This window comes from Rubrobacter marinus, from assembly GCF_011492965.1.
GTDB lineage: Bacteria > Actinomycetota > Rubrobacteria > Rubrobacterales > Rubrobacteraceae > Rubrobacter_F > Rubrobacter_F marinus.
In genome coordinates, this window is the sequence record NZ_CP045121.1 from 1,803,055 (window position 1) to 1,829,429 (window position 26,375).

The 26,375-nt window shown below is 69.2% G+C and carries 26 protein-coding genes, 1 tRNA gene and 1 pseudogene; 17 read left to right on the forward strand and 11 right to left on the reverse strand.

The genetic code is table 11. The features are described from left to right. Nucleotides 1–19: 19 nt before the first annotated feature. The gene (cofH, locus tag GBA65_RS09165; RefSeq protein ID WP_166396308.1) at nucleotides 20–2,413 is read right to left on the reverse strand and encodes a 5-amino-6-(D-ribitylamino)uracil--L-tyrosine 4-hydroxyphenyl transferase CofH; all 2,394 of its coding nucleotides are present in this window, start codon (nucleotides 2,411–2,413) and stop codon (nucleotides 20–22) included. A gap of 109 nt (nucleotides 2,414–2,522) precedes the next feature. On the opposite strand from cofH, the pseudogene GBA65_RS09170 reads away from it, so the two are divergent. From GBA65_RS09170 to GBA65_RS09190, 5 genes and pseudogenes are all read left to right on the forward strand, one after another. After that, nucleotides 2,523–3,403 (forward strand): annotated as a pseudogene (locus tag GBA65_RS09170) (sulfurtransferase). A gap of 13 nt (nucleotides 3,404–3,416) precedes the next feature. Continuing rightward, nucleotides 3,417–3,842, forward strand: coding sequence for an iron-sulfur cluster assembly scaffold protein (locus tag GBA65_RS09175; RefSeq protein ID WP_166396309.1), 426 nt, complete (start codon nucleotides 3,417–3,419; stop codon nucleotides 3,840–3,842). Nucleotides 3,843–4,005: 163 nt separating this feature from the next. Beyond that, nucleotides 4,006–5,412 carry an argininosuccinate lyase gene (argH, locus tag GBA65_RS09180; RefSeq protein ID WP_166396310.1) on the forward strand — a complete coding sequence of 469 codons (1,407 nt, stop codon included), beginning with the start codon at nucleotides 4,006–4,008 and terminating at the stop codon, nucleotides 5,410–5,412. 280 nt (nucleotides 5,413–5,692) lie between these two features. Continuing rightward, nucleotides 5,693–7,084: an LbetaH domain-containing protein gene (locus GBA65_RS09185; RefSeq protein ID WP_166394803.1), complete on the forward strand. Its 1,392-nt coding sequence runs from the start codon at nucleotides 5,693–5,695 to the stop codon at nucleotides 7,082–7,084. A 91-nt stretch (nucleotides 7,085–7,175) separates the two neighbouring features. Beyond that, nucleotides 7,176–7,982, forward strand: a complete 807-nt coding sequence (locus tag GBA65_RS09190; RefSeq protein ID WP_166396311.1) for a metallophosphoesterase family protein — start codon at nucleotides 7,176–7,178, stop codon at nucleotides 7,980–7,982. 14 nt (nucleotides 7,983–7,996) lie between these two features. On the opposite strand, the gene GBA65_RS09195 is transcribed toward GBA65_RS09190, so the two are convergent. The 5 genes from GBA65_RS09195 to GBA65_RS09215 form a co-directional block, all read right to left on the reverse strand. Further along, the gene (locus GBA65_RS09195; RefSeq protein ID WP_166396312.1) at nucleotides 7,997–8,353 is read right to left on the reverse strand and encodes a hypothetical protein; all 357 of its coding nucleotides are present in this window, start codon (nucleotides 8,351–8,353) and stop codon (nucleotides 7,997–7,999) included. A 114-nt stretch (nucleotides 8,354–8,467) separates the two neighbouring features. Further along, a complete protein-coding gene (locus GBA65_RS09200; RefSeq protein ID WP_166396313.1) occupies nucleotides 8,468–9,427 on the reverse strand; it encodes a glycine betaine ABC transporter substrate-binding protein in 960 nt (319 codons plus the stop codon). A 35-nt stretch (nucleotides 9,428–9,462) separates the two neighbouring features. After that, nucleotides 9,463–10,116: an ABC transporter permease gene (locus tag GBA65_RS09205; RefSeq protein ID WP_166396314.1), complete on the reverse strand. Its 654-nt coding sequence runs from the start codon at nucleotides 10,114–10,116 to the stop codon at nucleotides 9,463–9,465. Nucleotides 10,117–10,119: 3 nt separating this feature from the next. Further along, nucleotides 10,120–10,839: an ABC transporter permease gene (locus GBA65_RS09210; protein ID WP_166396315.1), complete on the reverse strand. Its 720-nt coding sequence runs from the start codon at nucleotides 10,837–10,839 to the stop codon at nucleotides 10,120–10,122. Next, the gene (locus GBA65_RS09215; RefSeq protein WP_166396316.1) at nucleotides 10,832–11,785 is read right to left on the reverse strand and encodes an ABC transporter ATP-binding protein; all 954 of its coding nucleotides are present in this window, start codon (nucleotides 11,783–11,785) and stop codon (nucleotides 10,832–10,834) included. The genes GBA65_RS09210 and GBA65_RS09215 overlap by 8 nt, the downstream gene beginning before the upstream one ends. Nucleotides 11,786–11,964: 179 nt before the next feature. Here GBA65_RS09215 and GBA65_RS09220 point away from each other — a divergent pair, with 179 nt between their 5' ends. After that, nucleotides 11,965–13,104: an NAD(P)/FAD-dependent oxidoreductase gene (locus GBA65_RS09220; protein WP_166396317.1), complete on the forward strand. Its 1,140-nt coding sequence runs from the start codon at nucleotides 11,965–11,967 to the stop codon at nucleotides 13,102–13,104. A 133-nt stretch (nucleotides 13,105–13,237) separates the two neighbouring features. After that, entirely contained in the window at nucleotides 13,238–14,119 is an 882-nt protein-coding gene (locus GBA65_RS09225) for a hypothetical protein (protein WP_166396318.1), read from the forward strand. A gap of 22 nt (nucleotides 14,120–14,141) precedes the next feature. Here the strand turns inward: GBA65_RS09225 and GBA65_RS09230 are convergent, their stop codons facing one another. From GBA65_RS09230 to GBA65_RS09250, 5 genes are all read right to left on the reverse strand, one after another. Beyond that, entirely contained in the window at nucleotides 14,142–14,606 is a 465-nt protein-coding gene (locus GBA65_RS09230; protein WP_166396319.1) for a hypothetical protein, read from the reverse strand. A gap of 84 nt (nucleotides 14,607–14,690) precedes the next feature. Next, nucleotides 14,691–14,972, reverse strand: coding sequence for a hypothetical protein (locus GBA65_RS09235; protein WP_166396320.1), 282 nt, complete (start codon nucleotides 14,970–14,972; stop codon nucleotides 14,691–14,693). Between the two features lie 27 nt (nucleotides 14,973–14,999). Next, nucleotides 15,000–16,025 (reverse strand): hypothetical protein, encoded by a 1,026-nt coding sequence (locus tag GBA65_RS09240; RefSeq protein ID WP_166396321.1) that lies wholly within the window; start codon nucleotides 16,023–16,025, stop codon nucleotides 15,000–15,002. Between the two features lie 86 nt (nucleotides 16,026–16,111). Next, nucleotides 16,112–16,450 (reverse strand): hypothetical protein, encoded by a 339-nt coding sequence (locus GBA65_RS09245; RefSeq protein ID WP_166396322.1) that lies wholly within the window; start codon nucleotides 16,448–16,450, stop codon nucleotides 16,112–16,114. Nucleotides 16,451–16,526: 76 nt separating this feature from the next. Next, on the reverse strand, nucleotides 16,527–16,907 hold the full coding sequence (locus tag GBA65_RS09250) for a recombinase family protein (RefSeq protein ID WP_166396323.1): 381 nt from the start codon (nucleotides 16,905–16,907) through the stop codon (nucleotides 16,527–16,529). Nucleotides 16,908–16,979: 72 nt separating this feature from the next. On the opposite strand from GBA65_RS09250, the gene GBA65_RS09255 reads away from it, so the two are divergent. The 10 genes from GBA65_RS09255 to purL all read left to right on the forward strand — a co-directional run bounded on the left by GBA65_RS09255 (nucleotide 16,980) and on the right by purL (nucleotide 26,336). Continuing rightward, nucleotides 16,980–17,053: transfer RNA gene (locus tag GBA65_RS09255), tRNA-Pro, on the forward strand. A 185-nt stretch (nucleotides 17,054–17,238) separates the two neighbouring features. Then, a complete protein-coding gene (locus GBA65_RS09260) occupies nucleotides 17,239–18,015 on the forward strand; it encodes a ParB N-terminal domain-containing protein (RefSeq protein WP_166396324.1) in 777 nt (258 codons plus the stop codon). 158 nt (nucleotides 18,016–18,173) lie between these two features. After that, on the forward strand, nucleotides 18,174–19,460 hold the full coding sequence (locus GBA65_RS09265) for an adenylosuccinate synthase (protein WP_166396325.1): 1,287 nt from the start codon (nucleotides 18,174–18,176) through the stop codon (nucleotides 19,458–19,460). 3 nt (nucleotides 19,461–19,463) lie between these two features. Further along, nucleotides 19,464–20,744 carry a phosphoribosylamine--glycine ligase gene (purD, locus tag GBA65_RS09270; protein WP_166396326.1) on the forward strand — a complete coding sequence of 427 codons (1,281 nt, stop codon included), beginning with the start codon at nucleotides 19,464–19,466 and terminating at the stop codon, nucleotides 20,742–20,744. Continuing rightward, nucleotides 20,741–21,172, forward strand: a complete 432-nt coding sequence (purE, locus tag GBA65_RS09275) for a 5-(carboxyamino)imidazole ribonucleotide mutase (RefSeq protein ID WP_207956279.1) — start codon at nucleotides 20,741–20,743, stop codon at nucleotides 21,170–21,172. The genes purD and purE overlap by 4 nt, the downstream gene beginning before the upstream one ends. Then, complete coding sequence (purB, locus tag GBA65_RS09280; protein ID WP_166396327.1) at nucleotides 21,173–22,501, forward strand: adenylosuccinate lyase; 1,329 nt, start codon at nucleotides 21,173–21,175, stop codon at nucleotides 22,499–22,501. Beyond that, on the forward strand, nucleotides 22,494–23,219 hold the full coding sequence (gene purC, locus GBA65_RS09285; RefSeq protein ID WP_166396328.1) for a phosphoribosylaminoimidazolesuccinocarboxamide synthase: 726 nt from the start codon (nucleotides 22,494–22,496) through the stop codon (nucleotides 23,217–23,219). The genes purB and purC overlap by 8 nt, the downstream gene beginning before the upstream one ends. Next, entirely contained in the window at nucleotides 23,216–23,452 is a 237-nt protein-coding gene (purS, locus tag GBA65_RS09290) for a phosphoribosylformylglycinamidine synthase subunit PurS (protein WP_207956280.1), read from the forward strand. The genes purC and purS overlap by 4 nt, the downstream gene beginning before the upstream one ends. Continuing rightward, nucleotides 23,449–24,117, forward strand: coding sequence for a phosphoribosylformylglycinamidine synthase subunit PurQ (gene purQ, locus GBA65_RS09295; RefSeq protein ID WP_166396329.1), 669 nt, complete (start codon nucleotides 23,449–23,451; stop codon nucleotides 24,115–24,117). Before purS ends, purQ begins: the two co-directional genes overlap by 4 nt. Continuing rightward, nucleotides 24,114–26,336: a phosphoribosylformylglycinamidine synthase subunit PurL gene (gene purL / locus GBA65_RS09300; RefSeq protein ID WP_166396330.1), complete on the forward strand. Its 2,223-nt coding sequence runs from the start codon at nucleotides 24,114–24,116 to the stop codon at nucleotides 26,334–26,336. Before purQ ends, purL begins: the two co-directional genes overlap by 4 nt. Nucleotides 26,337–26,375: the final 39 nt, after the last annotated feature.

Genomic DNA, 26,375 nt, shown 5'->3' on the forward strand with positions numbered 1-26,375 from the left:
GGGAGCTCCTAGTCCCTGGTTACCGGGTCGGGGAGTACGCCCGCTCCGGCGTGCCGTAGAGGGTGGTGCGGCGGCGGGGGGTGCGGCCGATCTCGAGGATCATGCGCTCCAGCTCGGGCGGCGTCATCTCCTGGCCGTGGCTGGCGCCTGCGGCGCGGGAGATGCTCTCGTTCATCAGCGTGCCGCCGAGGTCGTTGCAGCCGGCCTGGAGGCAGAGCTTCGCGCCCTCCTCGCCGAGCTTCACCCAGGAGACCTGGATGTTGTCGATGTAGCCGTGCAGCGAGATCCTCGCGACGGCGTGCATCTTCACGGTCTCGGCGAAGGTCGGGCCGCGGCGGCTCTTGCCCTGGAGAAAGAGCGGGGCCCCCATGTGGACGAACGGGAGCGGGACGAACTCCGTGAAGCCGCCCGTCTCGGCCTGGATGTCGCGCAGCACGGTGAGGTGGCGGGCCCAGTTTACGGGGCCGTCGACGTGGCCGAACATGATCGTCGCCGTCGAGCGGAGCCCCACGGCGTGCGCGGCGCGCATCACGTCGGACCACTCCTGCGTGTTCACCTTGTCGGGGCAGATGATCTCACGGATTTCGTCGTCCAGGACCTCGGCGGCCGTCCCAGGCAGCGTCCCGAGGCCCGCATCCTTGAGGTCCACGAGAAACTCCTCGACCGGGACGCCGAGCGTCTGCGCCCCCTGGAAGACCTCCAGCGGCGTGAAGGCGTGGACGTGCATCTCGGGCACCTCGTCCTTGACGGCCCGGAGGTACTCGATGTAGTTGTCCCCGGTGAACTTCGCGTGGATGCCCCCGACCATGCAGACCTCGGTCGCGCCCTTCTCCCACGCCTCCCGCGCCCTGCGGGCTACCTCGGAGGGGTCGAGGAGGTACGGGTCGCCGCGCAGGTTCAGAGACTTCGGGCCCTTGGAGAACGCGCAGAAGCGGCAGCGGAAGTAGCACAGGTTCGTGTAGTTTATGTTCCGGTTGATCACGTACGTGATCTCGTCGCCGACCACCTCCTGCCGGAGCTCGTCGGCCACGCGGCAGAGCTCCGAGAGCTCCGTGCCGCGGGCGGTGAAGAGCAGGGAGATCTCCTCCTCGTCGAGGTCGCGCTCCCCGGAGGCCGCCAGAGCCCTCGCGAACTCGGGGCGCATCCCGGAGGGGCGCCCCCCGCGCGCCTCCCGGACGGTCTCGGTTGGGATGGGCTCCGTCGTGCCGGGCGACCAGTCCTCCACGCGGGCGAAGCCCTCGGCGTCCTGCGCGGCGAGCACCCGCGGCCGGATCTCCTCGTCCACCCATCGCTCCGCCCCCGACGCGTAGGAGGGGTGGAGCGCGAGCCGCTCGAGCAGCAGGTACCCCTCGGCCTCCGTCGCCCTGCGCAGCTCTTCGAGGTGGGGCCAGGGCCGCTCGGGGTTGACGTGGTCCGGGGTGACGGGGGAGACCCCGCCCCAGTCGTTTATGCCGGCCCCGATGTACCTGGCGTACGACTGCCCCGCGTCCGCCGCGCCGCCCGCGAGGTTCGGCGGCGCCTGCACGGCGACGTCTCCGGGCAGGAGGAGCCGGGCGAGGGCTATGGTGGCGAGCATCTCTTTCTCGTCGGGCTCGGGGGCGAGGGCCATCCTCGTCCCCGGCTTCGCCCGAAAGTTCTGGACGATGCACTCCTGGACGTGGCCGTGCCTCTCGTGGACCGTCCGGATCTCGAGCAGGGCGTCGACCCTCTCCTCGACGGTCTCCCCGATCCCGATGAGGATGCCGGTCGTGAAAGGCACCCCCTGGCGGCCGGCGGCCTCCAGCGTCTCCAGCCTGCGGGCGGGCACCTTGTCCGGGGAGGCCCAGTGGGCCATGTCGCGCCCCAGGAGTCGCTCGGAGATGCCCTCCAGCATGATCCCCTGGGAGACCGAGACCTCGCGCAGCGCGCGGACCTCGTCCTCGGAGAGCACCCCGGGGTTCGCGTGCGGCAGCAGCCCCGTCTCTTGCAGGACGAGCCGGCAGCAGTGGACGAGGTACTCGATCGTGGAGGAGAACCCCATCTCCCGGAGCTCCCGCTTCGCCTCCGGGTAGCGCTTCTCCGGCTTGTCCCCGAGCGTGAAGAGCGCCTCCTTGCACCCGGCCTCGGCGCCGGCGCGCGCGATCTCGAGCACCTCCTCCGGCGTGAGGTAGGCCCTCTCGCCGGGGCGCGGCCCGTGCGCGAAGGTGCAATAGCCGCAGTTGTCCCGGCAGAGCTTCGTCAGCGGGATAAACACCTTGCGCGAGTACGAGATCCTGGGCCCGAAGAGGCGGTCGCGCACGCGCGCCGCGGCCTCCATCGCCGGCCCCGGAGCCTCGTGGGCGAACCGTCCGAGATCGCGGGCCTCCTCGCGCCCCAGGGCGCCCCCGGAGACCGACTTGCCGATCAGACCTGCGTAACTCTCTTGTGCTCTCATGGTCGGGGAGTATACCCCCCGACCCGCCGGCCCGAGCATATCCGACAAACCTTGTCGGATATGGTTTAGAATAGCCGTTCGTGCGGTTGAAAGAAGAGAGAGGAGAAGCGTGACCGAGAAGCAGATCGAAGAGAAGGGGTACGTGCACCCGGAGGCTCTGGTGACGACGCAGTGGGTGGCCGACAACCTCCACGACACCGAGAACGTGCGCATCGTCGAGAGCGACGAGGACGTTTTGCTCTACGACGTCGGCCACGTCCCCAACGCGGTGAAGGTCGACTGGGTCGAGGACCTCAACGACCCCTCACCCGAGACTACGTCGACCCGGAGAGGTTCGCCGCGCTGATGCGCGAGAAGGGCATAGGCCCCGACACGACGGTGGTCTTCTACGGGGACAAGAACAACTGGTGGGCCACCTACGCCCTGTGGGTCTTCCGCCTCTTCGGCCACGACAACGTGCGGGTGATGGACGGCGGCAGGGTGAAGTGGGAGGCCGAGGGCCGCGAGATGACGCAGGAGGTCCCCTCCTTCCCGCCGGCCGACTACCCCGTCCCCAGCCGCGACGACGAGAAGATCAGGGCGTTCATGGCGGAGGTCAGGGAGCACTCCGCGAAGGGCGGCCCGATGGTGGACGTGAGGAGCCCGGGGGAGTACAAGGGCGAGCTCCTGCACATGCCGGACTACCCGCAGGAGGGGGCGCTTAGGGGCGGCCACATCCCGGGGGCGGCGAACGTGCCGTGGGCGCGGGCGGTTAACGAGGACGGGACGTTCAAGTCGGCTGAGGAGCTAAGGGCGATCTACGAGGGCGAGGCGGGGCTGCCATCGCCGTCGGAGGCCTCCGACGAGGTGATCGCGTACTGCAGGATCGGGGAGCGTTCGTCCCACACGTGGTTCGTCTTGACGTACCTCTTGGGGTACGACAGGGTGCGCAACTACGACGGCTCGTGGACGGAGTGGGGCAACTCCGTGCGCGCCCCCATAGAGAGGTAGGGGCGGCCGAACCTTGGATCGCCAACAGCAGATAGCGGCCCTCGTGGACCACGCGAGGAACCCCCGCCACGAGGGCGGGCTGGAGTACGCCGACGTGGTCATGCCCGGCGGCAGCCCCGAGTGCGGGGGCTCCGTCGTGGTCCACCTCAGGGGCGAGGGCGACCGGATCGCCGGCCTCTCGTTCACGGGGCAGGGCGACACGATCAGCATGGGCGCGACGAGCATGGTCATGCAGCTCGTGCGAGACGAGAACCTGACGATGGACGAGGTCCTCGACCTCGACTACGACGCCTTCGTGGACCGCGTCGGCCGCGAGGCCGTGGGGAGCCGCACCCGCAACGCCACGATGGGCCTCAGCGCCCTCAAGGCCGCGATAAGGAAGTACCAGAAGGACCGGCGCGCGCTCCCCGCCAAGGAGGACGAGCGCACGGTCGCGTAGAGACAGGATCGACTCGTCCCCACGCCGGCGGCGCCACCCAGGCCCGCCGGCGTCTCTGTTTGAGGAGCCCCGGAACGTTCTTCCGGTGCTCCTCGATGGAGGGGATCGGGGTTCGTCCCGGTTGGACAAACATCTCCGTTCGAGTCATCTAAACTGCCTGATCATGAGCGAACGAGACAACGGCCCCCTCTGGGGCGGCAGGTTCGGGACGACGCCGGCGGAGGCCTTCGAGAGGTTGAACGCCTCGATCCCCTTCGACGCGCGGCTCGCGCCGTACGACATCCGGGGCTCCATCGCCCACGCCAGGATGCTCGGCGAGCGCGGGATCGTCTCCGGCGAGGAGGCCGCCGAGCTCGAGCGCGGCCTGCGGGCCGTGCTGGAGGAGGTCGAGGGGGGACGGTTCTCCTGGACGCTCTCCGATGAGGACGTCCACACGGCGGTCGAGCGCCGCCTGCGCGAGATCGTCGGGGACGTGGCGCTCAAGCTGCACACGGGCCGGAGCCGCAACGATCAGGTCGCGCTGGACCTGCACCTCTTCGTCCGCGACGCGGCGGAGCGCATGGGGGAGGCCCTGCTCGCGGTGATGCGCGCCATCGTCGAGGTCGCGGAGGCGAACCGCGACCTCGTCTTGCCGGGGTACACGCACCTGCAGCGCGCGCAGCCGATCCTGCTCTCCCACCACCTCCTCGCCCACTTCCGGGCCTTCGAGCGCGACCTGACTCGCTTACGGATGGCCCGCGAGGCCGCCTCCGCCTCGCCGCTCGGGGCTGCGGCGCTTGGCGGGACGCCGCACCCCGTGGAGCCGGCGCTCACGGCGAAGACGCTAGGGATGGAGCCCCTCCTCAACTCGCTCGACGCCGTCTCCGAGCGCGACTTCGCCCTCGACCTGCTCTACGCCGCGGCCGTCCTCGGGATCCACCTGAGCCGCCTCGGCGAGGAGTGGGTGCTGTGGACGAGCGCCGAGTTCGGATTCGCCCGGCTGAGCGACGCCTACTCTTCGGGCTCCTCGATCATGCCGCAGAAAAAGAACCCGGACGCCTACGAGCTGATGCGCGGCAAGGCGGGCCGCCTCGTCGGCAACCTGACCGCGCTCCTCGTCACGCTCAAGGGGTTGCCGCTCGGCTACCAGAAGGACCTCCAGGAGGACAAGGAGCCGATCTTCGACTCGGTGGACGCCGTCCTCGCCGTCCTCGCCGTCCTCCCCGAGATGCTCCGTACCGCTACCTTCGACGGCGAGCGGATGGCGAACGCCGCCGGGGGCTTCGCGCTCGCCACCGAGCTCGCCGACTTTCTGGCCGCGCGCGGCGTGCCGTTCCGGGAGGCACACCGCGCCGTCGGACGCCTCGTCCGCCGCTGCGAGGAGGCCGGGCTCCCCTTCGAAGAGGTCCCCGAGGATGAGCTCGTCGCCGCTCATCCGGCCCTGGCCGATCTGCCCAGGGAATTACTCACCCCGAAGGGCAGCGTCGCGAACAAGAGCTCCCCGGGGTCCACGTCGCCCGACTCCGTGGACGCGCAGCTCGCGAGGGCTCGCGGTCTCCTCCGCGAGCTCGAGGAGGCGTCCGCCGGGTAGGCCCCGTCCCTACGCGAATTTCGTCGGGGGAAGATCGGCGTGTTCGTGGACGGAGCGCGACCGTTGCCGGGTCAGTGCGGCGGGAGGCCGCCAGAGGAGTGCCTCGAACGGCGGGCCGGATCGAGCAAACGCATGGGCCGAATAGTATTTCATCTGTTCGGGCATATAGGGACGTACTATAGGGTCGACCGGAGGAGTTGCGGGGGAGGGACCGCGAGTACCTCGTTTCCGGTTTCATGCATCAGGCCGCGATCTCCGCGGCACGAAAGAAGGAGACTGAATGATACGCAAGGTTTCACTGGCGGTACTCGCCGCGGCCATGGCCGGGTTTGTAGCCGCTTGTGGCGGCGGTGGCGGCGAGCAGGAGGCGCAGCAGGGCGGCGGTCAGGGGGGGAGCTCGCAGGAGGAGCAGGCCCAGTCCGGCGGCGGCTCCGGCGTCACGACCGGTGGCACGACCGGTGGCGGCACGACTGGCGGCACCATGGGCGGCACGACTGGCGGCACCATGGGCGGTACGACCGGCGGGATGCAGGGGGGTACGACCGGCGGGGAGAGTGGGCAGCTCAGGCCCGTCGAGCCCGGCAACCCGGTCGTCGGGACGAGTTATGTGGCCCCGCTCGTGGAGCTCTTCGGCGACGTGAGGATCGGGGAGCGCAGCTTCGTCGCCTCCAACACCATCCTCAGGGCCTCCCCCGACCATAGTGTGGCGATCGGGAACGAGACCAACGCGCAGGACAACATCATCGTGCGCGCCCTCCAGGAGTCGTCGACCGTGGGCGACCGGACCAGCCTCGCGCACCACGCCATCATCCGGGACTCCGAGGTCGGCGACTTCGCCTTCGTCGGGTTCAACTCCGAGATCATCAACTCGACGCTCGAGAACGGGGCCTTCGTGCTCCACGGCGCGACCGTCGAGAACGTCACGATCCCGGAGAACAGTCTCGTCGGGCCGGGCGAGGAGATCACGACGCAGGAGCAGGCCGACGCGCTCCCCGAGGCCGACGCCTCGACCGAGGAGTTCCGCGAGGGCGTCCTCGACGTCAACGCCGAGTTCGCCGAGGGGTACATCGAGCTCTACGAGACCGAGGGCTACGAGACCGTCGTGAACGTCACCGGCCCCAACCCCGCGACCTCCTTCAACGAGCGGGCCGAGCCCGAGGTCGCGGAGCCGTTCGAGATCCAGGAGTTCGTCAGGATCGTAGGCGACGTCCGGATCGGCCCCAACGCTCAGATCGGCCAGAGGACGGCCATCCGGGCCGACGAGGGCTCCCCGATCATCATCGGCGCGAACGCCGACCTCGACGATCGGGTGACCTTCCACGCCCTCGAGGAGACCGACATCCAGGTCGGCGACGACCTGACCTCCTCCGAGGACGTGGTCTTCCACGGGCCGCTTCAGATGGGCAACGGCGTCTCCGCCGAGGACCGCGCCGTCGTCTTCCGCGCCATCGTCGAGGACGACGTCCAGATCGGCGAGGACGTCGTGATCGCGGGTCCTGCGCTCGAGGAGGGGGAGGAGCTCTCCTTCACCATCCCGGCGGGCAGCGTGATCCCGGACGGCTCCATCATCACCGACGAGGAGAGCTTGCAGCAGGCCATCGCGGGCAACCCCGTGACCGGCGACGAGCTCGCCGCCGCGGAGGTCGCGCAGATGGACCCGCACTCGCACTAGGTTCCGTCGGTCCGAAAAGGGCATAATGCCTCCCGCGTACTGGACGTAGAAACGCCGACGCGGGAGGCCCCAGAACATGCGGATAGTCCAGATGTCTGACATTCACGTCGGGTCGGGTCTCTTCAGGCCCGACCTTCTCTCTGCCGCCATAGAGGAGACCAACGAGCTCTCACCCGACCTCGTGGCGATCGTCGGGGACCTCACCATGGAGGGCTACCGCTGGGAGTTCGAGGAGGCGAAGGGCTACCTCGACCGCTTGTCGTGCCCGAACGTCGTCTACGCGATGGGCAACCACGACGCCAAGAACGTCGGGTACCGCCACTTCGAGGAGTTTTTCGGGATGCGCGAGACGTCGGTGACGGTCTCCGTCCCCGAGGGCGAGGCGAAGATCGTCTCCATCGACTCGACCAAGCCGGACCTCGACGAGGGGGAGGTCGGCCGGGAGCACTACGCCTGGCTCGACTCGGAGTTTCGCGGCTGGGACCGGGGGCCGAGGATACTCATGATCCACCATCACATCCTCGCCGTCCCCGGCACGGGCCGCGACGTCAACAACCTGCGCGACGCCGGCGACGTGATGGCGATCCTGCGTGACCTGAAGATAGAGATGGTCCTGTCGGGCCACCGCCACGTCCCCTACGTGTGGAGCATCTCGGGGGTGAGGATCGTGCACTCCGGCACGGCGTCGACCATGCGCGTCCGGGGGGTGATGCCCCCGTCCTACAACGTGATCGAGTTCGACGAGGAGACCGTGAAAATCTGGCTGCGCGAGCCTGGGAAGGGCGAGAGCCAGCCCCTCGCTTCTTTCTCCCGCAGCCCGGTGACCACGAGCGAGTTCTACCCGGCCTTCGAGAACTTCGTCGCCTACGACACCCTGCCGTTCCTCAAGGGAACGTAGTCCGGGGAGGGCTCCTAGAGCGCGCCCTCGGCCTTGTCGAGCTGGCCGGTCTTCTCGAAGGCCTGGCGGAGGAGGGCGCGCGCCTCTTCGCGTTCCTCGTCGCTGCGGGCCTTGCCGAGGACCGTCTCGACGCTCTCCTCGATGCCCGCCTCGTCGAAGACGATGTCGGGGAGGGCTATGACTACCTCCCGGATCTGGCGGTGGATAAAGTCCGGCTCGCCGGCGTAGACCCAGCTTTTGCGGGCCAGGACCCACGCCCAGCCCTTCATCCGAATGGTGTTCTCGATGTCCTCGTCCTCGAGGTTCCTCATCTCCATGCGCATCCTGTGCGCGGTGAGGACCTCGGGCTTTATCTTCACGATCGCTGCCATGGGGCTATTCTAGGGGACCGAGCGGGGGAAGTTCGTGTAACGGCCCACGAGAAGCGGCGAGGGGACCCAGAGAGGCCCCCTCGCCGCTTCTCGCCCGTGCTTTGGGCTGATACTTTACTGCTGCTCCAGGAGGCCCTCCGCCTCGAGGTGCTCCTGGGCGACGTCGGCGGGCTCCTCCTGCTGGAGGTCGACGCGGCCGTTCAGGTCGCGCATGACGTCGACGTTCAGGGTCGCGGAGACGGAGTTGAGGATCTCCTCCATCTCCGGGTTCTGCTCGAGGACGTCGCTGCGGACCACGGGGGCCGGGTAGTAGAACGGCCAGATGCCCTTCGTGTCCTCCAGGACGACGAGGTCGTCGGAGGTGAGCTGGCCGTCGGTGAGGAAGCCGACGCCCACGTCCGCGCGGTCGTCGGTGACGCCCTGGTAGCGGAGGCCGAGGTCGTTGGCGGTGATGATCTCGCCGAAGTCCAGCCCGGGGTAGTTCTCCTGCATGTTCTTGTAGCCGTCGGAGCGGTCCTGGAACTCGGAGTAGGTGGCGAAGCGGAGCTCGCCGGAGGCCTCCGCGAGGTCCTCTAGGGTCTCGATGCCCTGCTCCTCGGCGACGTCGCGCCGCACGAAGATGCCGTAGTTGTTGTTGAAGTCCGCCGGGGTGAGCATGGTGTTGGCGGGGTCGCGCTCGGAGTAGAGCCTGCGCGCCTCCTCGTAGGTCGCCTCGGGCGTGTCCAGCCCGTCGAGCTGCTGCTCGCTGTAGTCCAGGAGCGCGACCAGGGCCGTCCCCGTGTACTCGGGGTAGAAGTCGATCTGGCCGTCCTGCAGCGCCCGGTCGGCGATCTGCTCGGAGCCGAGGTTGAGCTGGCGCTCGACGGTGAAGCCCCTGGCCTCCAGAGCCTGCGCGTAGAGCTCGCCGAGGACGAACTGCTCGGTGAAGTTCTTCGAGCCGACGGTGATCGACGGGCCGTCGCCCTCGCCGCCGCCACCGCCGCCCTGCTCGCCGCCGCCCGCGTTGCCGCAGGCCGCGACCGAGAGCGCGAGGAGCGCGACGAGCGCCGCGCGGAGCAAAAACTTTAGCTTCATGTATGCGTCTCCTTCTGTCTCTGTTGCCACGGAATCTACTTGCCGCGCCGCTTGCGGGCCACGCGGAGGCCCTTCGGGGTGAAGGCGCGCTCCAGGAAGCCGAAGAGGAGCTCCGTAATGATCGCCAGCACCGCGACGGCGAGGGCGCCCGCGATCTGAATCGCCGGCTGGTTGCGCTGGAAGCCGAGGACTATAAGCTGGCCCAGGGCGCCGCCGCCGACGAAGGTTGCGAGGGTCGCGCTCGCGACCACCTGCACCGCCGAGGTGCGGATGCCGGCGAAGATGATCGGGGCGGCGATCGGGACCTGGATGCGGCCCAGAATCTGGGCCCCCGAGAGCCCCATCCCCTTCGCCGCGTCCATCACCTGCGGGCTAACCTGCCGGAGCCCCGTGGACGCGTTGATGAGGATCGGCGGGATCGCCAGCGCCGTGAGCGCGACGAGCGAGGTCGCGAACCCGAAGCCGAGCAGCGGGAAGGCCAGCGCGAGGAGCGCGAGGCTCGGCACGGCGCGCCCGATGTTGCCGATGTTGATGGCGATCGCCGAGAGCGTCGGCGAGCGGTTGACCGCGAGCGCGACCGGCAGGGCGATGAGCACGCCCAGGAGGAGCGCCACCACGGAGAGCTCGATGTGCGTGACGAGCAGGGGGATAAAGTCCGGCCTGCGGAAGACGTCCAGGAATTCGCTCATCGCCTAAGCCCTCCTCGTCCGCGCCCACGGCCTCAGGTAGCGCTCCAGGGCGAGGAGCAGGAGGTCCGCTATCACGGCGAGCAGCGTCGCCAGGACCGCCCCCACGATCACGCGGGTCGGGAAGTTGCGGCTGATGCCGAGGAAGATCAGCTCTCCCAGGCCACCGCCCCGGATGTACGCCCCGATCGTCGCGATCCCGATGATCGTCACCGTCGCTATCCTCACGCCCGCGACGATGACCGGCAGGGCGAGCGGGAGCTCGACGCCGAAGAGGATCTGGCGGGCGGTCAGCCCCATGCCGCGCGCCGCGTCCTTTGTCTCCTCGGGGACGGAGTCCATCCCGGCGACGACGTTGCGGATGAGGACGAGCAGGGAGTACGCCACGAGCGCGATGATCACGGCCGTCGGCCCGATCCCTATGCCGGGGACGGTCACGAGGAAGGCGAAGAGGGCGAGGCTCGGGATGGAGAACAGGATGCCCGTGAAGAACGTGACCGGCGGGTAGGCCTTGCGGTAGCGCGAGACCAGGACGCCGGTGGGCAGCGAGATCACGAGCGCTATCCCCACGGAGACGAATGAGAGGTAGACGTGCCCGATCAGGGCCGGCAGGATCTCGTCGCCGAAATTCTCCCCGATCCAACCCCAGTCCAGAAGCTTGGGCTGGAGGTCCTGGAGCAGCCCCAGGGTGTCGCCCGCTTTCGCGGGCTCTCCCGGGCTAGGCACGCGCCCCCCTGGTGAGACCCTCTATGGCCTCCATCGTCAGGAGCCTGCGCCCCCCCTCCCCCTCGACGACGCCGCGTCCGACCCCGGCCCCCATGAGCGCCGAGAGGGCGTCGCGGACGGTGAGGCGGTCGCTGAGGGTGGGCAGGCCCTCCCCGCTGCCGTTCGCCGGCTCCAGCTCCATCTCCGAGACGCGGGTGAGGGACAGGCGCTTGAGGATCCTGTCCGCCCCCACGAAGCTCGTGACGAAGTCCGAGGTGGGGTTGGTCAGGATCTCCTCGGGCGTGTCGTACTGGGCGAGGACGCCGCCCTCCTTCAGGATGGCGATGCGGTCGCCCATCTTTATCGCCTCGTCGATGTCGTGGGTAACGAAGACGATGGTCTTGCGGATCTCCTCCTGAATCCTCAGAAACTCGTCCTGCAGCCGGCTCCGGTTGATGGGGTCGACCGCCCCGAACGGCTCGTCCATGAGCATGATCGGGGGGTCCGCCGCCAGAGCTCGCGCCACCCCGACGCGCTGCTGCTGCCCGCCGGAGAGCTCGGCGGGGTAGCGGTCGCGGTACACGCCCGGGTCGAGGCCGACGAGCTCCAGGAGCTCGTCCACGCGGCCCTTTATGCGGGCCTTGTCCCAGTCCAGAAGCTGCGGCACGGTCGCGATGTTGTCGGCGATGGAGCGGTGGGGGAAGAGCCCGATCTGCTGGATCGCGTAGCCGATCTTGCGCCTCAGCTTCGTCCCGCTCATCGCGGTGTTCGGCTCGCCGTCGATGAGGATCTCGCCCGAAGACGGCTCGATGAGCCGGTTGATCATGCGCATGCTCGTCGTCTTGCCGCAGCCGGATGGGCCCACCAACACGCAGATCTCCCCGTCGAGCACCTCGAAGGAGAGATCTTTGACGACCGGCCGCGCGCTGCCGGGGTAGGTCTTGCTTACGCCTCTAAACTCGATCATGGTTTCTCCAAGACCTCCATGGATAAGCTCCCTCCCACTGTAGGACGCACGCCCTTGCGGTTTCGATCACCGTCTCTCCTGACTCCCGGACCCCCACGCGATCTTGTAAGTATAGAGGTTCCGACGGGCAACCGTACAAGCATGCCGCAGACCTACACCCTTTGGTGTATACATCGAGGGTGCTCGCGAGCCCGCCAGGACGACCAGCCCCTCGCCCGAGGATCGTCCTCGCCGGCGGCGGCCACGCCCACCTCTACACCCTCCGCCGGACCGCGGAACTGACCCGCCGCGGCTTCGACGTCACCCTGATCGACCCCTCGCCCTACCTCTACTACTCCGGCATGGCGACCGGCGTCGTCTCCGGGGTCTACACCCCCGAAGAGGACCGCATAGACGTCCGCCGGCTCGTCGAGGGGGGCGGCGGCTCGTTCGTGCAGGGACGCGTCCGGACGGTCCACGGGGAGGACCGCGCCCTCGTCCTCGAAGACGGACGCGCCGTCCCCTACGACGCCGTCTCGTTCTGCCTCGGCAGCACGACCCCCACGAACAAGGTCCCGGACGACGGCCGCGTCCTCCCGGTGAAGCCCGTCGAGAACGCCGCGGAGATCAAGCGTCGCCTCCTCCTGGACGGCGACCGGCCCGTGAAGCTCCTGGTCGTGGGAGGCGGGGCCGCCGGTTGCGAGGTCGCCGCGAACGCCCTCGCCCTCCTCGACCGGCGGCCCGCCGGGGGAGAGGTCGCGGTGGTGGAGAGGGGGGACTGGCTGCTCGAAGGCTCCCCAAAGCCCGCCCGGCGGAGCATCCGGGCGTACCTCGAAGGCCGCGGCGCGCGCGTCCTGACGGGGACCGAGGTCGTCTCCTACGACGCCGGCCGCGCCCGGACCTCCCGCGGGGACCTCCTCCCGTACGACCTCGCGGTCCTCGCCGTCGGCATCGTGGCCAGCGGCCGCGTCTTCCGGGCCTCGGGCCTCCCGGTCGGCCCCTGCGGGGGCCTCTGGGTGGACCGCGCGCTGAGGAGCGTGGCCGACGGCCGGATCTTCGGCGGCGGAGACGCGGTCTCCTACCGCGGCCTGGGCCTCCCGAAGCTCGGCGTCTTCGCCGTCCGCCAGGGCCCCGTCCTCTACCACAACCTGCAGGCCGTCCCCCGCGGCGAGCCCGTGCGTCGCTACAATCCCCAGAAGCGCTTCCTCTACGTCCTGAACCTCGGCGACGGCACGGGGCTCGCCGTCTACGACCGCGTGGCGTGGCGCGGGCGCCTCGCCTGGAAGCTCAAGAGCTACGTCGACCGCCGGTTCATGGCCGAGTACGGCGGTAGCGCATAACGCCGGCCCGTCCGGCGGCCTGAATGGTCACTTCCTCCGGCGCTCGCGCGTCGCCGCACGCGAGCGCCGCGTCGACCGTACAATGCTTCGATGCCGCTACGCCCGCCGGGCACCGCAGAGGAGGCGCGAGACCTTGTCGCAGAACCCGTACGCCGAGCACAACCAGCAGAGCAAGGCCAACTTCGACGGCGTCTACGACCTGCCGGACCCGCGCGGCTACTTCGAGGCCCTCGGCAGCCTGGACTACCGGGCGCCCGAGCACGGAAGCCGCGTCTTCTCCGCGCTCCTCGGGGCGATGGCGGGCGAGGCCAGCGACGGGCCGAGGGTCCTGGATCTCTGCTGCTCCTACGGCGTCAACGCCGCCCTGCTCAAGCACGACCTCACCCTCGACGACCTCTACGCGCGCTACGCCTCCCCGGACCTCGCCGGCCTCTCCGCCGAGGAGCTCGCGATCTCTGACGTCGCGTTCTACAGGAGCCGGCGGAGGTCGCAGGCGCCGGAGGTCGTCGGCACCGACTCGGCGGCCCGGGCCGTCTCCTACGCGCTCCGGGCCGGGCTTCTTGACGGGGGGAGCGCCGAGAACCTGGAGGAGGACGAGCCGACGGAGGCGCTGCGCCGGGACGCGCGCGGCATCCGGCTCGTAACCGTCACGGGGGGCGTCGGCTACATCTGGGAGCGCACGTTCGAGCGCGTGCTCTCGTGCGTCGCGGACGGCTCGGAGAACGGCGCGCCCTGGGTCGCCGCCTTCGCGGTGCGGTTCGTGGACTACGATCCCATCGCCGCGGTCCTCGCCCGACGGGGCCTCGTGACGGAGAAGCTCTCCACCCACACCTTCCCGCAGCGGCGCTTCGAGGGCGCTGCGGAGCGGGATCACGTCCTGCGGCAACTCGCGGCCGCCGGCATCGACCCCGCCGGCAAGGAGGACGAGGGCTGGTACCACGCCGACCTCTACCTCTCCCGCCCGTCCGAGGAGGTCTCCGCGGCCCCCGTAGACGAACTGCTGGGCAACTTCTAGGTCCTCGACCCGTAACCGCCGGTTAAGTCATGGTGCGCGATGACGGGACTCCGTTGCCGAGCCTGCCGAGGGTCGCCACCAGGGGAGGGGCGAGAAGCAGGCCCTCGACCGCCCCGAGCACGGCCTCGAACAGGACGCCGCCGAAGCCCGCGAAGGTCAGGCCGAGGCCGACGCTATCGGAGGTTCGGAGTACGAGGACGGCGGAGAATAGGAAGCCCATCAGCGCCCCGCCGAGGCAGACCGCGCCCACCACGCCGGCGCGGGGGTAGGAGAGCCCGTCGAGCCATCGGATCTCGGCCTCCGCGGCCACGAGGCCCGCGGCCACCGCCGCGAGCACGTACGGCGCGACCCGGGGTACGGAGACCTCTGTCCAGGACACGCCCGTAGGGAGGGCCGGGTTGCCACCGAAGAGATGGGCCAGCACGACGAGGTTGGCAAGCCCCACGAGAACGGCCGCCGTTCGGACGAACCACCGGGCCTCCGCCATCCGCGCCTCCTCTTCACAGGGCTGCTACCTCGTGTCGTCCAGCACAAGCATGGAGTGGACGGCCGAAGTGGCGCGGTGAAGGCGTTACCTGCGGCCGACGCCCAGGAGGAGGAAGAGGATAAAGTAGAAGCCGATGGCGGCGAAGCCCACGAAGTAGAGGCCTCCCGTGTCCACGTTCCCGCGCTGTTCGGGGGAGAGGGGGAGGGCCTGGAGGAGGGCCTGGGCGGGGATCTCGAGAAGCTGGGCGAGGCCCACGACGCCGCTCGTCAGGCCGTTCTGGTTCGGGTCCACGTTCAGGTAGGAGATGCCGAGGTGCAGCAGGATGACGACGATGACGAAGATCAGAACGGTTCGGAGGAGCGCCAAGCTCGCCTTCCTTTCTGAGTGGGGTCTCTACGCATTCTCGAAATGGCCGCGCAAGGACCCGGCCGCGGCCTCCGGGAAGAAGAACGCCAGCGACTCGGAGTGCGAGATCTCGAAGTAGTTGATGTCGCTGGTGCCCAGAGCGTTGGAGAGCAGGAACCGCGGCGAGAGCCGGCAGTGGACCTCGAAGCCCTCCGCGCCCTCCAGCCCGTAGAGCGCGAAGTTGAAGCTGGCGAAGCCCTCCGCGTCGAGGTAGGCGAAGATCCCGAGCAACGACCGCGAGAGCGCCCGCAGGTCCTCGTCCGTCAGGTCGAAGAGCGAGGCGCGGCCCGCGAAGACCCCGAGCACGTCGACGTGGCCCATCGGCGCGAAGCCGGTGAGCCACGCGATGCCGACCTCGCGCCCGACCCAGCGCTCCCCGCCCTCCTCGGTTGCGACGAGGTCCCCGAAGTAGCGACCGCCGTAGCGCGCGAGGCCGGCCTCCACGTCCGCGAGGTAGTTGGTGGGGAACGGGGAGGCGATAAGCTGGTGGTGCGGATGGACGAGGGAGCCGCCGGCGAGCGGCATGTAGTTCCAGTTGATGCTGTAGTGGCGCAGCCCGTTCCCGTCGGTCTCGCGGACCCGCCTCAGGTACTCCATGTCCGCCCCGAAGGCGTCGACGAGGAGCCCCTCCGAGAAGCCGGTCATGGGGACGAAATCCTCGTCCGAGAGGACGGTGACCGCGCTGTAGCGGTCGTAGGGGAAGAGGTTCGGGACGACGAGCGCCTCGCCGCGCCCGAGACGGCCGCCGGGGATGCCCTCGAGCTCCTCCAGGAACCTCGGCGTGACCTCCTCGCGCCCCTCCCGGGCGAAGGGGTTGAAGCCGGAGCGGAACCGCTCGACCATCCCCTCGACGTCCGGCCTCTCTGGCGAGAAGCCCATGTCCAGGATGCGGCTCGAACGATCGGTCAGGGGGTCGCGCCGGATCTCGGTGGTCTTTTCGACCGGCTCGAAGCCTCGGGTGGGGTCGAGGAAGCGGCAGACCTCCCGTTCGACCCGGAACTCGATGCTGCCCACGGCACCCCCTCAGACGACCCGACGCCGCTCGGTAGTATAGCGACGCCTCCGGGGGCTCGCCGCAGGCAGGAAAGCCCGGGAACGGGCTAGGAGGCGGTCTTGTTGTCCGCTCTGTTCTGCGTGCGGATCGCTCGCTGCGTGGTGCGCTCAGAGTCCGGGGAGAAGCGTCGCTGCTTGGAGGATTTGCGGGTCGACGCGCGCTCGAATACGAGCGCCGCGCCCGCTACGACAAAGCAGACCAGGCCCATGGAGAAAGTGACGGGGTCGCGCATGAAGATGCCGGCGGCGGCCGCGAGCGCCGGCGTCCACCACAGGGCGAAGAGGAGGCCGGGCTCCCGGGTGCGACGGTCGGCCGCCATGAAGAGCCCCAGCGCGAGACCGGCCAGCGCCACCAGCGCGACGAGTATCCCGACAAAGGTGATCAAAACGCCCATTTCCCTATGTTACATGACGATTTAAGGAGCGTCGGAGGAGAAGCGGAGAATACGCTGCCGGGCCGCGCTAGCGGCGGCTCATCTCGCGCCGGTAGGCCTTCATGTCGGCGAGAAACTCTTCCCAGCCGCGCTCCGGCGACTCGACGCGGTTGTTGTAGAGCGAGAACTTGTGGACGAACTCGTGCACCGCCGTCTCGGTCTCCGAGATGCACCGGGGGAGGGCGACGAGGAGTACCTCCCAGTCTTCCTCCTCCTTGATGTTCCCGATCGCGGCCTTCAAGCCGGGGCGGTGGTAGAGGAAGGCGCCCTGCGCGTCGAGGTCCTCGTAGCGCGCCACGATCTCGTGCCCCAACCTCGCGGCGAACCCTTCGAGGGTGGCCTGCTGCTCCTCGCGGGAGGGGAGTTTTCCCTCCGGATCTGTCCTGATGTAGACGGCCGCCCGGGACACGCCGCGGATGATAGCACGGCCCGACGGCCCGCTTGTCTCCGGCCTCCTTCTGGTATATTAAGGGCGATGCGTCGGGACGTGGCGCAGTCTGGTAGCGCACTCGGCTGGGGGCCGAGTGGTCGCCGGTTCGAATCCGGCCGTCCCGACTCTCTTGCGTTTTTTTGTGTGGCGGAGCGAGTGGTGGAGGCTCTTCTTTGGACACGCTGTACCTGCTCATGGGCGTCATCGGTTTCTTCGCCGTCATCGCCGTGTTCTTTTTCGGCGGCTTCGTGCTTCTCGACTTTATCTTCGCCCGCTCCGGCGGCGACTCTTAACCCACCCCGTCCAGGCCGTGGCCCGGAGCGCAATCCCGGCGCTCGATGCCCTGCGCATCGTGGAGCTGTCGTGCCTGATACTGCACGAAGACCACGACCCGGCGCGTCTGGCGCGCGTACGAGACGGCATCCGCGATGAGGCCGTCCAGCGCAACCCCGTCATCGCCGCCCCCTACGGGGACCGCTACCTCGTCCTCGACGGCGCCCACCGGGTGCGCGCCCTCACCGAGCTCGGCCTCCGCCTCGCCCTCGTGCAGATCATAGCCCTCCCCGAGAGCGCCGAGAGCTGGGGGCACCTCCTCCCCGCGGAGGGCCTCGAAGACGCCCTCCGCGCGCTCCCGGAGGTCTCGACCTCCACGCGGAGGCCGGAGGCCTGCCTCGTCGAGGCGCGTTTCCGCGACGGCCGGCGCCTGTACGCGCGGGCGAGGGGCGAGGGGCTGGTGGAGACCGTCCGCGGCCTGAAGGCCCTTGGAAGCATCTACCCGAAGGGTGGCGTCGTGCGGAGGATCGACCCGGAGGCGGATGTGGATCCTGGGGAGGGCGAGGCGCTGCTCCTCTACAGGAGCTTCTCCCCGCGCGAGCTTGCGGAGGTGGTGGACCGGGGGGAGGTGTTGCCCGCCGGGATCACGCGCTTCCCCGTCCCCGAGCGCGTCCTGAACGTCCGCTACCCCCTCGCCCTCCTCGAGGACGGCGAGACCGGCGCCCGCAACGCCGAGCTCAGGAGCTTCGTCGGGGAGTCGCTGGAGAAGAACCGGGTGCGCTACTACGCAGAGCCCGTCGTGCTCTTCGAGTAGCCCGCGGGCCGGGCGGCGTACCCATGCGGGCCCGTTCAAACCGTGTTGCTTCTATGCTACATTGCGTCAGTGCTGTCAGGACGCGAGGCTTTTATGAGTGTTGCACGCTCCCGCCCCGGATCTCCCTTACCCGAACTTCCAAGAGATAGGACGGTCACATGAGCGCTACGGTCGTGCTGGGACTTGCTTGGGGCGACGAGGGGAAGGGCCGCGTCTGCGACGCCCTCGCCGCAGACGCCAGCTTCGTCTCCCGATACTCCGGCGGGAACAACGCCGGACACACGATCCGGGTGGGCAAGGAGGAGTTCAAGGTCCATCTCATCCCCTCCGGCATGGTGCGCGAGGGCGTCGTCTGCACCGTCGGCAACGGGGTCGTGGTCAACCCGGAGGTCCTGGCCGAGGAGGTCGGCGCCCTGGAGGGTCGCGGCCTCGAGGTCAGGGGCCGCCTCAAGGTCGACGGCCGGAGCCACCTCATCCTCCCGTACCACATCCGCCTCGACGGCCACCGCGAGAAGGCGCTCGGGAAGGCCAAGATCGGGACGACCAACCGCGGCATCGGTCCGGCCTACGAGGACAAGGTGGCCAGGGTCGGCGTGCGGGTGCAGGACGTCTTCGACGAGGGCATCCTGCGGACGAAGCTGAGGGCCGCGCTTCGCGAGAAGAACGCGCTCTTCACGAGCGTCTACGACGAGGAGCCCTTCGACGTCGAGGAGCTCGTCCGCTACCTCCTCTCCTTCCGCGAGCTTCTGGAGCCGATGATGGCCGACACGGGCGGGATGCTCCGCGACGCGCTGGAGCGCGGCGAGGAGGTCCTGCTCGAGGGGGCGCAGGCGACGCTCCTGGACAACGACTTCGGGACCTATCCGTTCGTGACCTCCTCGAACCCGTCGGCAGGCGGGGCTTGCGTCGGGGCGGGCATCCCGCCGTCGGCCCTGGGCGAGGTGATCGGGGTGACCAAGGCCTACGCCACGCGCGTCGGGGACGGGCCGTTCCCGACGGAGCTCTTCGACGAGACCGGGGAGACGCTGAGGAGGGTCGGGAAGGAGGTCGGCACGACGACGGGGAGGCCCAGGCGGTGCGGCTGGATGGACCTGCCCGCGTTGCAGTTCTCGGCTTCGTTGAACGGCATCACCGGGCTCGCCCTCACGATGCTCGACGTCCTGTCGTCCGTCGACGAGGTCAAGGTGTGCGTGGGGTACGAGATCGACGGCAGGGAGGTCCGGGACTACCCCCTCAGCCAGACCGACCTCCACCACGCGAAGCCCATCTACGAGACCTTCGACGGGTGGAGCGTCGACGTCTCCGGGTGCCGCCGGAGGGAGGATTTGCCCGAGGAGGCGCGGTCCTTCGTGCAGTTCGTGGAGGAGGGGCTCGGGGCGCCGGTGCGCATGATCAGCGTGGGACCGGAGCGCGACCAGGCGATCGTAGAGAGCGCGAGGGTCTAGGGGTTGCGCGTCCTCGTCGTCGGCAGCGGCGCGCGCGAGCACGCGCTCGTCGAGGCCATCGCCGCGAGCCCCATGCGGCCCGAGATGTTCGCCGCCCCCGGCAACCCCGGCATCGCCGGGATCGCCGAGACCGTGGACATCCCGGCGGACGACCTCATCGGGCTCAGAAACTACGCGAGGACGGCCGGCATCGACCTGACCGTCGTCGGCCCCGAGTCGCCCCTGATAGGGGGCATCTCGGAGTGCTTCTGGCAGGCGGGATTGCGGATCTTCGGCCCCTCCCGCGCCGCCGCCCGCCTGGAGGGCTCGAAGGTCTTCGCCAAGGAGGTCATGCGCCACGCCGGCGTCCCGACCGCCCGCTTCGAGGCGTTCGACCGGGAGGAACCGGCGCTCGCCTACCTCCGCTCGCAGCGCGACTACCCCATGGTCGTCAAGGTCGACGGGATCGCGGCCGGCAAGGGCGTCACCGTCGCGCACTCGCCCTACGAGGCCGAAGGCGCGGTGCGGGCGGCCTTCCGGGGGGCCTTCGGGGCGGCGGGCGAGAGGGTCCTTATAGAGGAGTACCTGGAGGGGCGCGAGGCCTCCATCTTCGCGCTCACCGACGGGACCGACATCCTGCCGTTCGTCCCGGCGCAGGACTACAAGCGCCTCGGGGACGGGGACGAGGGGCCGAACACCGGCGGGATGGGGGCCTACTCCCCGACGATGTGGATGGAGCCCTCCACGTACGCGCAGATTCTGGAGCAGATCATCACCCCGACCGTCCGCCAGCTCTCGCTCATCGGCGCACCGTATGCTGGGCTCCTGTACGCGGGCGTCATGGTCACCGAGACCGGGCCGAAGGCGCTGGAGTTCAACTGCCGCTTCGGGGACCCGGAGACGCAGGCCCTTCTGCCCCGGCTCGACTCGGACCTCCTGGAGCTCCTCGTGGCCTGCACCGAGGAGGACCTCAGGAGGCGCGAGGTCTCGTGGTCCAACGAGAAGACCGTCTGCGTCGTCCTGGCCTCGGAGGGCTACCCGGAGTCGTCCTCGGAGGGGGACGAGATCTCCGGCCTCGACGAGGTGCGCGACCTCGCGGGGGTGCGCGTCTACCACGCGGCCGTGCGCGAGGATGACGGGGGCTTCTACACCGCCGGGGGGCGCGTCCTCAACGTCGTCGGGACTGGCCCCTCGATCATGGAGGCGCGGGCCCGCGCCTACGCCGCGGTGGAGCTGATCCGGTTCCCCGGCATGCAGTACCGCACGGATATAGCCCTCGAAGCGATGGAGATGGAAGAGCTGTGACCCCGCCCGTAGGAATACTCGTCGGCAGCGACACCGACATGCCCGTCATCGAGAAGTGCGTCGCGCGGCTCGAAGCGTTCGGCATCGATCACGAGCTGAACGTCATGAGCCCCTACCGCGACCCCGAGAAGGTCTCCGAGTACGCGGGCACCGCCCGCGAGCGCGGCCTCAAGGTCATCATCTGCGCGGCCGGCCTCGCCGGCGGCCTCGCCTCCGCCGTCGCCGCGCGCACCATGCTGCCCGTCATAGGGGTGCCGATCTCCGCCGGCACCCTGGGCGGCCTCGACTCCCTGCTCTCCACCGTCCAGATGCCCACGGGTGTGCCGGTAGCGACCGTGGCCATAGACGGCGCCGCCAACGCCGCCGTCCTCGCCGCCCAGATTCTCGCGCTCTCCGACGGGGACCTCGCGCAGAGGCTGGAGGGCTAGATGATAGGCCGCTACACGCTCCCCGAGATGGGGGAGATCTGGACGGAGGAGGCGAAGTTCCGCTCTTGGCTCGAGGTCGAGATCGCCGTCTGCCGCGCGCGGGCGCGCCTCGGCGAGATCCCGGAGGCCGAGGTGGAGGAGCTCGCCGAGAAGGCGGGCTTTACCGTCGAGCGCATCGACGAGGTCGAGAGGGAGACGAACCACGACGTTATCGCCTTCGTCACCACGGTGAACGAGGAGGTCGCACGTAAAGGTGGCGCGGACGCCGCCCGCCACTTCCACTTCGGCCTGACCTCCTCCGACGTCGTGGACACGGCGGGCGCCCTGAGGCTGCGGGACGCTTTAGGGCTCGTTATCGAGGAGGCGACGGCGCTGGCGAAGCTCCTCGTGGAGATGGCGCTCCGCCACCGCGAGACCGTGATGGTCGGGCGGACGCACGGGGTCCACGCGGAGCCGACGGTCTTCGGGCACAAGTGCGCGGTGTGGGCCTTCGAGATGGAGCGGAACCTCGAGCGGCTTGAGCACGCCCGGAGGATGGCCTCGGTCGGTAAGATCTCCGGCGCCGTCGGCGTCTACGCGAACGTGGACCCGAAGGTCGAGGCTCTAGCGTGCGAGGAGCTCGGCATCGAGCCCGCCGAGGCGTCCACGCAGGTGATACAGCGCGACCGCCACGCCGAGGTATTGTCCGTCCTCGCGATCATGGGCTCGACCTTGGAGAAGATAGCGGTCGAGGTCCGGGGGGCGCAGCGGACGGAGATCCGGGAGCTCCAGGAGCCGTTCGGCCGGGGCCAGAAGGGCTCCTCGGCGATGCCGCACAAGAGAAACCCGATCCTCTCGGAGCGCCTCACCGGGATGGCCCGCCTCCTCCGGGGCTACGCCGCGGTCGGCTTCGAGGACAACGCCCTGTGGCAGGAGCGGGACATAAGCCACTCCTCGGCCGAGCGCGTCGTCCTCCCGGACGCGACGACCGTAGCCCACTACATGCTGCGCACCGCCCGCCGCGTCCTCGACGGCCTGACGGTGGACGCGGAGCGCATGAGGGAGAACCTGAACATCGGCGGCGGCATCGTCTACTCGGGGCGCGTCCTGCTCGCCCTCGTGGAGAGCGGGATGTCCCGCGACGACGCCTACGCCATCGTCCAGGACTCGGCGCTCCGGGCCTGGGACGGCGAGGGCGGCTTCCGGGAGCTTCTGGAGGCGAAACCCGAGGTACGGGAGCGGCTCGGGGGCGGTCTCTCGGACCTCCTCGATCCCGGCTATGCGCTGAGAAACGTCGGCACCGTCTTCGAGCGGGTCGAGGAGCTAAAGAAGAGGTTGGAGAGTGTCTGAGAGGCTGCTCTACGAGGGCAAGGCGAAGAGGATCTTCGCGACGGACGAGGAAGGCGTCCTCCTCCACCGCTACAAGGACGACGCGACCGCGTTCAACGCGCAGAAGCGCGGCTCGTGGGTGGGCAAGGGGCGGACGAACGCCACGATGAGCGCGGCGCTCTTCAAGTTTCTGGAGAGCCGTGGGGTGGCGACCCATTTTATCGAGCAGGTCGACGACGAGACGATCAAGACGAAGAAGCTCCAGATGCTCCCCGTCGAGGTCATCGTGCGCAACGTGGCGGCGGGCTCGCTGGCGAAGCGCCTCGGCTACGAGGAGGGGACGCCGCTCAAGTCCACCATCATCGAGTTGTGCTACAAGAGCGACGAGCTCGGCGACCCGATGTTCAACTGGTACCACTTCCGGGAGGTCGGGGTCGCGGACGAGGAGCTGAAGCGCTGCGAGGAGATCGGGCTGGGGGTCAACGAGCTGCTCTACCCGTTCTTCGACGAGAAGGGCGTCCTGCTCGTGGACTTCAAGATAGAGGTCGGGCGCGACGAGGGCGGCGAGCTCATGCTGGCCGACGAGATCAGCCCTGACACCTGCCGCTTCTGGGACAAGGAGAGCGGCGAGAAGCTGGACAAGGACCGCTTCCGGCAGGACATGGGCGGCGTCGAGCAGGCCTACGAGGAGATGCTGCGCCGCGTGACGCACATGGGACCGATGGGGACGATGGAATGAAGAACGCTTTGAAGGTACGCGTGCTCGTACGCCCCAAACGGGGCATCCTCGACCCGCAGGGGGAGGCGGTGAAGCGCGCCTTACCGGCTCTGGGATTTTCGGGGGTTGGGGCGGTCCACATCGGCCGGCTGATCGAGCTGGAGGTCGAGTCGGCCGACGAGGTCGAGGGGATGTGCAGGAGGCTGCTGGCCAACCCGACGACCGAGGAGTACGAGTGGGAGGTCGTCTCGTGAGGATCGGGGTGACGGTTTTCCCCGGCTCGAACTGCGACCGCGACGCCCTGCACGCCGTCGAGCGCGCGGGCGCCACCCCCGTCGAGCTCTGGCACGCCGAAGCCGAGCTGAAGGCCGTCGACGCGGTCGTCGTGCCGGGCGGCTTCTCCTACGGCGACTACCTCAGGCCCGGCGCCATCGCCCGCTTCGCGAAGGTGATGGGCCCCTTGGAGGAGTTCGCGAAGGGGGGCGGCCCGGTCCTCGGGGTGTGCAACGGCTTCCAGGTCCTCCTGGAGGCGCACCTCCTGCCGGGGGCTCTGCTCCGAAACACGGGGATGCGCTTCGTGAGCAGGCGCGTGCGCACGCGCATCGAGAAGACGGACACGCCGTGGACGGCGCTGTACGGCGAGGGCGAGACCATCACGCTGCCCGTCGCCCACAACGAGGGGAACTACTACGCCGACGAGGGGACGATCCGGGAGCTCGAAGAGGAGGGGCGCGTCGTCCTTCGCTACCTCGAGAACCCGAACGGCTCGGCGAACGACATCGCCGGGATCTGCAACGAGGCCCGCAACGTCGTCGGCCTCATGCCCCACCCCGAGCGCGTCTCCGACCCGGCCCTCGGCTCGGAGGAGGGCCTGAGGGTCTTCCGGTCCGTGCTCGCGGCGGCGGGGGCGAAGGTTTGAACATCCAGGAGACGTACACCTCCCTCGGCCTCTCGGACTTCGAGTACGACCGCATCCTGGAGCTTATGGGCCGGCCGCCGAACTACCTGGAGCTCTCGCTCTTCAGCGTGATGTGGAGCGAGCACTGCGGCTACAAGAACTCCCGCCCGCTCCTGAGGCGCTTCCCGAACACGGGGCCGCGCGTCTTGCAGGGGCCGGGGGAGAACGCCGGCGTCATAGAGGTGGGGGAGGGCTGGGCGCTCGCGTTCAAGATGGAGAGCCACAACCACCCCTCCGCGGTCGAGCCCTACGAGGGGGCGGCGACCGGCGTCGGCGGGATCATCCGCGACGTCATCGCGATGGGGGCTCGCCCGGTAGCCCTTCTGAACGCGCTGCGCTTCGGACCCCTGGACGACGAGCGCAACCGCTACCTCTTCCGCGAGGTCGTGCGGGGCATCGGCGGATACGGCAACGCCATCGGCGTCCCGACCGTCGGTGGGGAGGTCGAGTTCTCACCCGCCTACTCCGGGAACCCGCTCGTGAACGCGATGTGCGTCGGCCTCATCCGGGCCGACGAGGTGGTTCGGGCGAAGGCCGAGGCGGGGGAGGGGAACCTCGTCGTCCTCTTCGGCGCCAAGACCGGCCGCGACGGCATCCACGGGGCGACGTTCGCCTCCGACGAGCTCACCGAGGAGTCCGAGGCGAAGCGCTCCAACGTGCAGGTCGGGGACCCGTTCGCCGGCAAGATGCTCATCGAGTGCTCCCTGCGGCTCCTCGAACGGAACCTCCTCGTCGCGCTCCAGGACCTCGGGGCGGCCGGCATCGCCTCTTCCGCCTCCGAGATGGCGGCGAGGGGGGGCGTCGGGATCGAGCTCGACGCCGAGAAGGTGCCCCTGCGCGAGGAGGGCATGGAGGCGTGGGAGGTCGTGATCTCCGAGTCCCAGGAGCGGATGCTCGCCGTGGTCGAGCCCGAGAAGGCCGACGAGGTTCTGAAGGTCTGCGAGCGCTACGAGCTCGACGCCGCCGTCGTCGGCCGCGTGACGAGCCACGGGGAGCTCCGGGTCTTCGACAACGGCGAACCCATCGGCTCCGTCCCGGCCGAGGCCCTCGCCGATGCCCCCGTCTACGAGCGCGAGGTGCGGAGGCCCGCCTACCTCGACGGGGCGCACCGATTCGACCCGGACGCCCTCCCGGAACCAGACGACTACAACGAAGTCCTGCTCCGGATGCTCGCCCACCCGAACCTCTGCTCTCGCGCCTCCGTCTACGAGCAGTACGACAGCGAGGTCGGCTCCGACACCGTCGTCCGCCCCGGCGCCGACGCGGCCGTGTTGCGCATCAAGGGCACGAAGCTCGGCTTCGCCGTCACCGCCGACGTCAGCGGGCGCCACTGCTACCTCGACCCGAGGGGCGGGGGGGCGGCGGCCGTCGCGGAGGCGTACCGAAACCTCTCGTGCGTCGGGGCCGAGCCCGTCGCCCTCACCGACTGCCTGAACTTCGGAAGCCCCGAGAAGCCGGACGGCTACTACGGGCTCTCCGAGTGCGTTGACGGGATGGCGGAGGCGTGCGAGGTACTCGGAACGCCGGTGGTCAGCGGGAACGTCAGCTTGTTCAACGAGACGGAGCGCGGCGCCATCTACCCTACTCCTGCCGTCGGGATGGTCGGCGTCTTCGAGGACGTGAGCCGTCACGCCACCCCCGGCTTCAAGCGCGAGGGGGACATGGTGGTGCATCTCGGAGACTACAGGCCCACGCTCGCGGGCTCCGACTACCTGGAGATCGTGCACGGAAAGGTCGCTGGCAAGCCGGAACAACCCCGTCTCCCTCGTGAGAAGGAGTACGCCGACTTGGTGAAATCCCTCGTGGCAGAGGGGATAGTGGATACGGCGCACGACGTATCGGGTGGCGGGCTCGCCGTGGCGCTCGCGGAGATGTCGATTACGGGCGGTATCGGGATGACGTTCGATAGGGTCGAGGTGGAACCCATGTTGAGCGGCAGGCGCGGGGACCAGGCCCTTTTCGGCGAATGCGGGGGGCATTTCGTCGTCGCGGTCCCCGAGGAGCGTTGGGATGCCCTGCAAGAAGCGTTGGGGGGTGTGCCGTACGACCAGATCGGCCGTACGGGAGGCGACCGCCTCGACGTCCCCGGACTACTCGACGTCGCGGTAGACGACCTTCGCGCCGCTCACGAGCGCGACCTCTTCGAGCAGCATGCCCCCGAGGGCGGACACCTCGGGTAGACGATTCGAAACTATGTGTAAGGAGCATGTAGTAGCATC

Coding starts and splice junctions, on each gene's coding strand:
- argH (WP_166396310.1), top strand. CDS start 4,006: ATGAGCGAACGAGACAACGGCCCCCTCTGGGGCGGCAGGTTCGGGACG.
- purS (WP_207956280.1), top strand. CDS start 23,216: ATGAAGAACGCTTTGAAGGTACGCGTGCTCGTACGCCCCAAACGGGGC.
- GBA65_RS09190 (WP_166396311.1), top strand. CDS start 7,176: ATGTCTGACATTCACGTCGGGTCGGGTCTCTTCAGGCCCGACCTTCTC.
- GBA65_RS09205 (WP_166396314.1), bottom strand. CDS start 10,116: ATGAGCGAATTCCTGGACGTCTTCCGCAGGCCGGACTTTATCCCCCTG.
- GBA65_RS09215 (WP_166396316.1), bottom strand. CDS start 11,785: ATGATCGAGTTTAGAGGCGTAAGCAAGACCTACCCCGGCAGCGCGCGG.
- GBA65_RS09265 (WP_166396325.1), top strand. CDS start 18,174: ATGAGCGCTACGGTCGTGCTGGGACTTGCTTGGGGCGACGAGGGGAAG.
- GBA65_RS09195 (WP_166396312.1), bottom strand. CDS start 8,353: ATGGCAGCGATCGTGAAGATAAAGCCCGAGGTCCTCACCGCGCACAGG.
- GBA65_RS09230 (WP_166396319.1), bottom strand. CDS start 14,606: ATGGCGGAGGCCCGGTGGTTCGTCCGAACGGCGGCCGTTCTCGTGGGG.
- purB (WP_166396327.1), top strand. CDS start 21,173: ATGATAGGCCGCTACACGCTCCCCGAGATGGGGGAGATCTGGACGGAG.
- GBA65_RS09185 (WP_166394803.1), top strand. CDS start 5,693: ATGATACGCAAGGTTTCACTGGCGGTACTCGCCGCGGCCATGGCCGGG.
- GBA65_RS09200 (WP_166396313.1), bottom strand. CDS start 9,427: ATGAAGCTAAAGTTTTTGCTCCGCGCGGCGCTCGTCGCGCTCCTCGCG.
- cofH (WP_166396308.1), bottom strand. CDS start 2,413: ATGAGAGCACAAGAGAGTTACGCAGGTCTGATCGGCAAGTCGGTCTCC.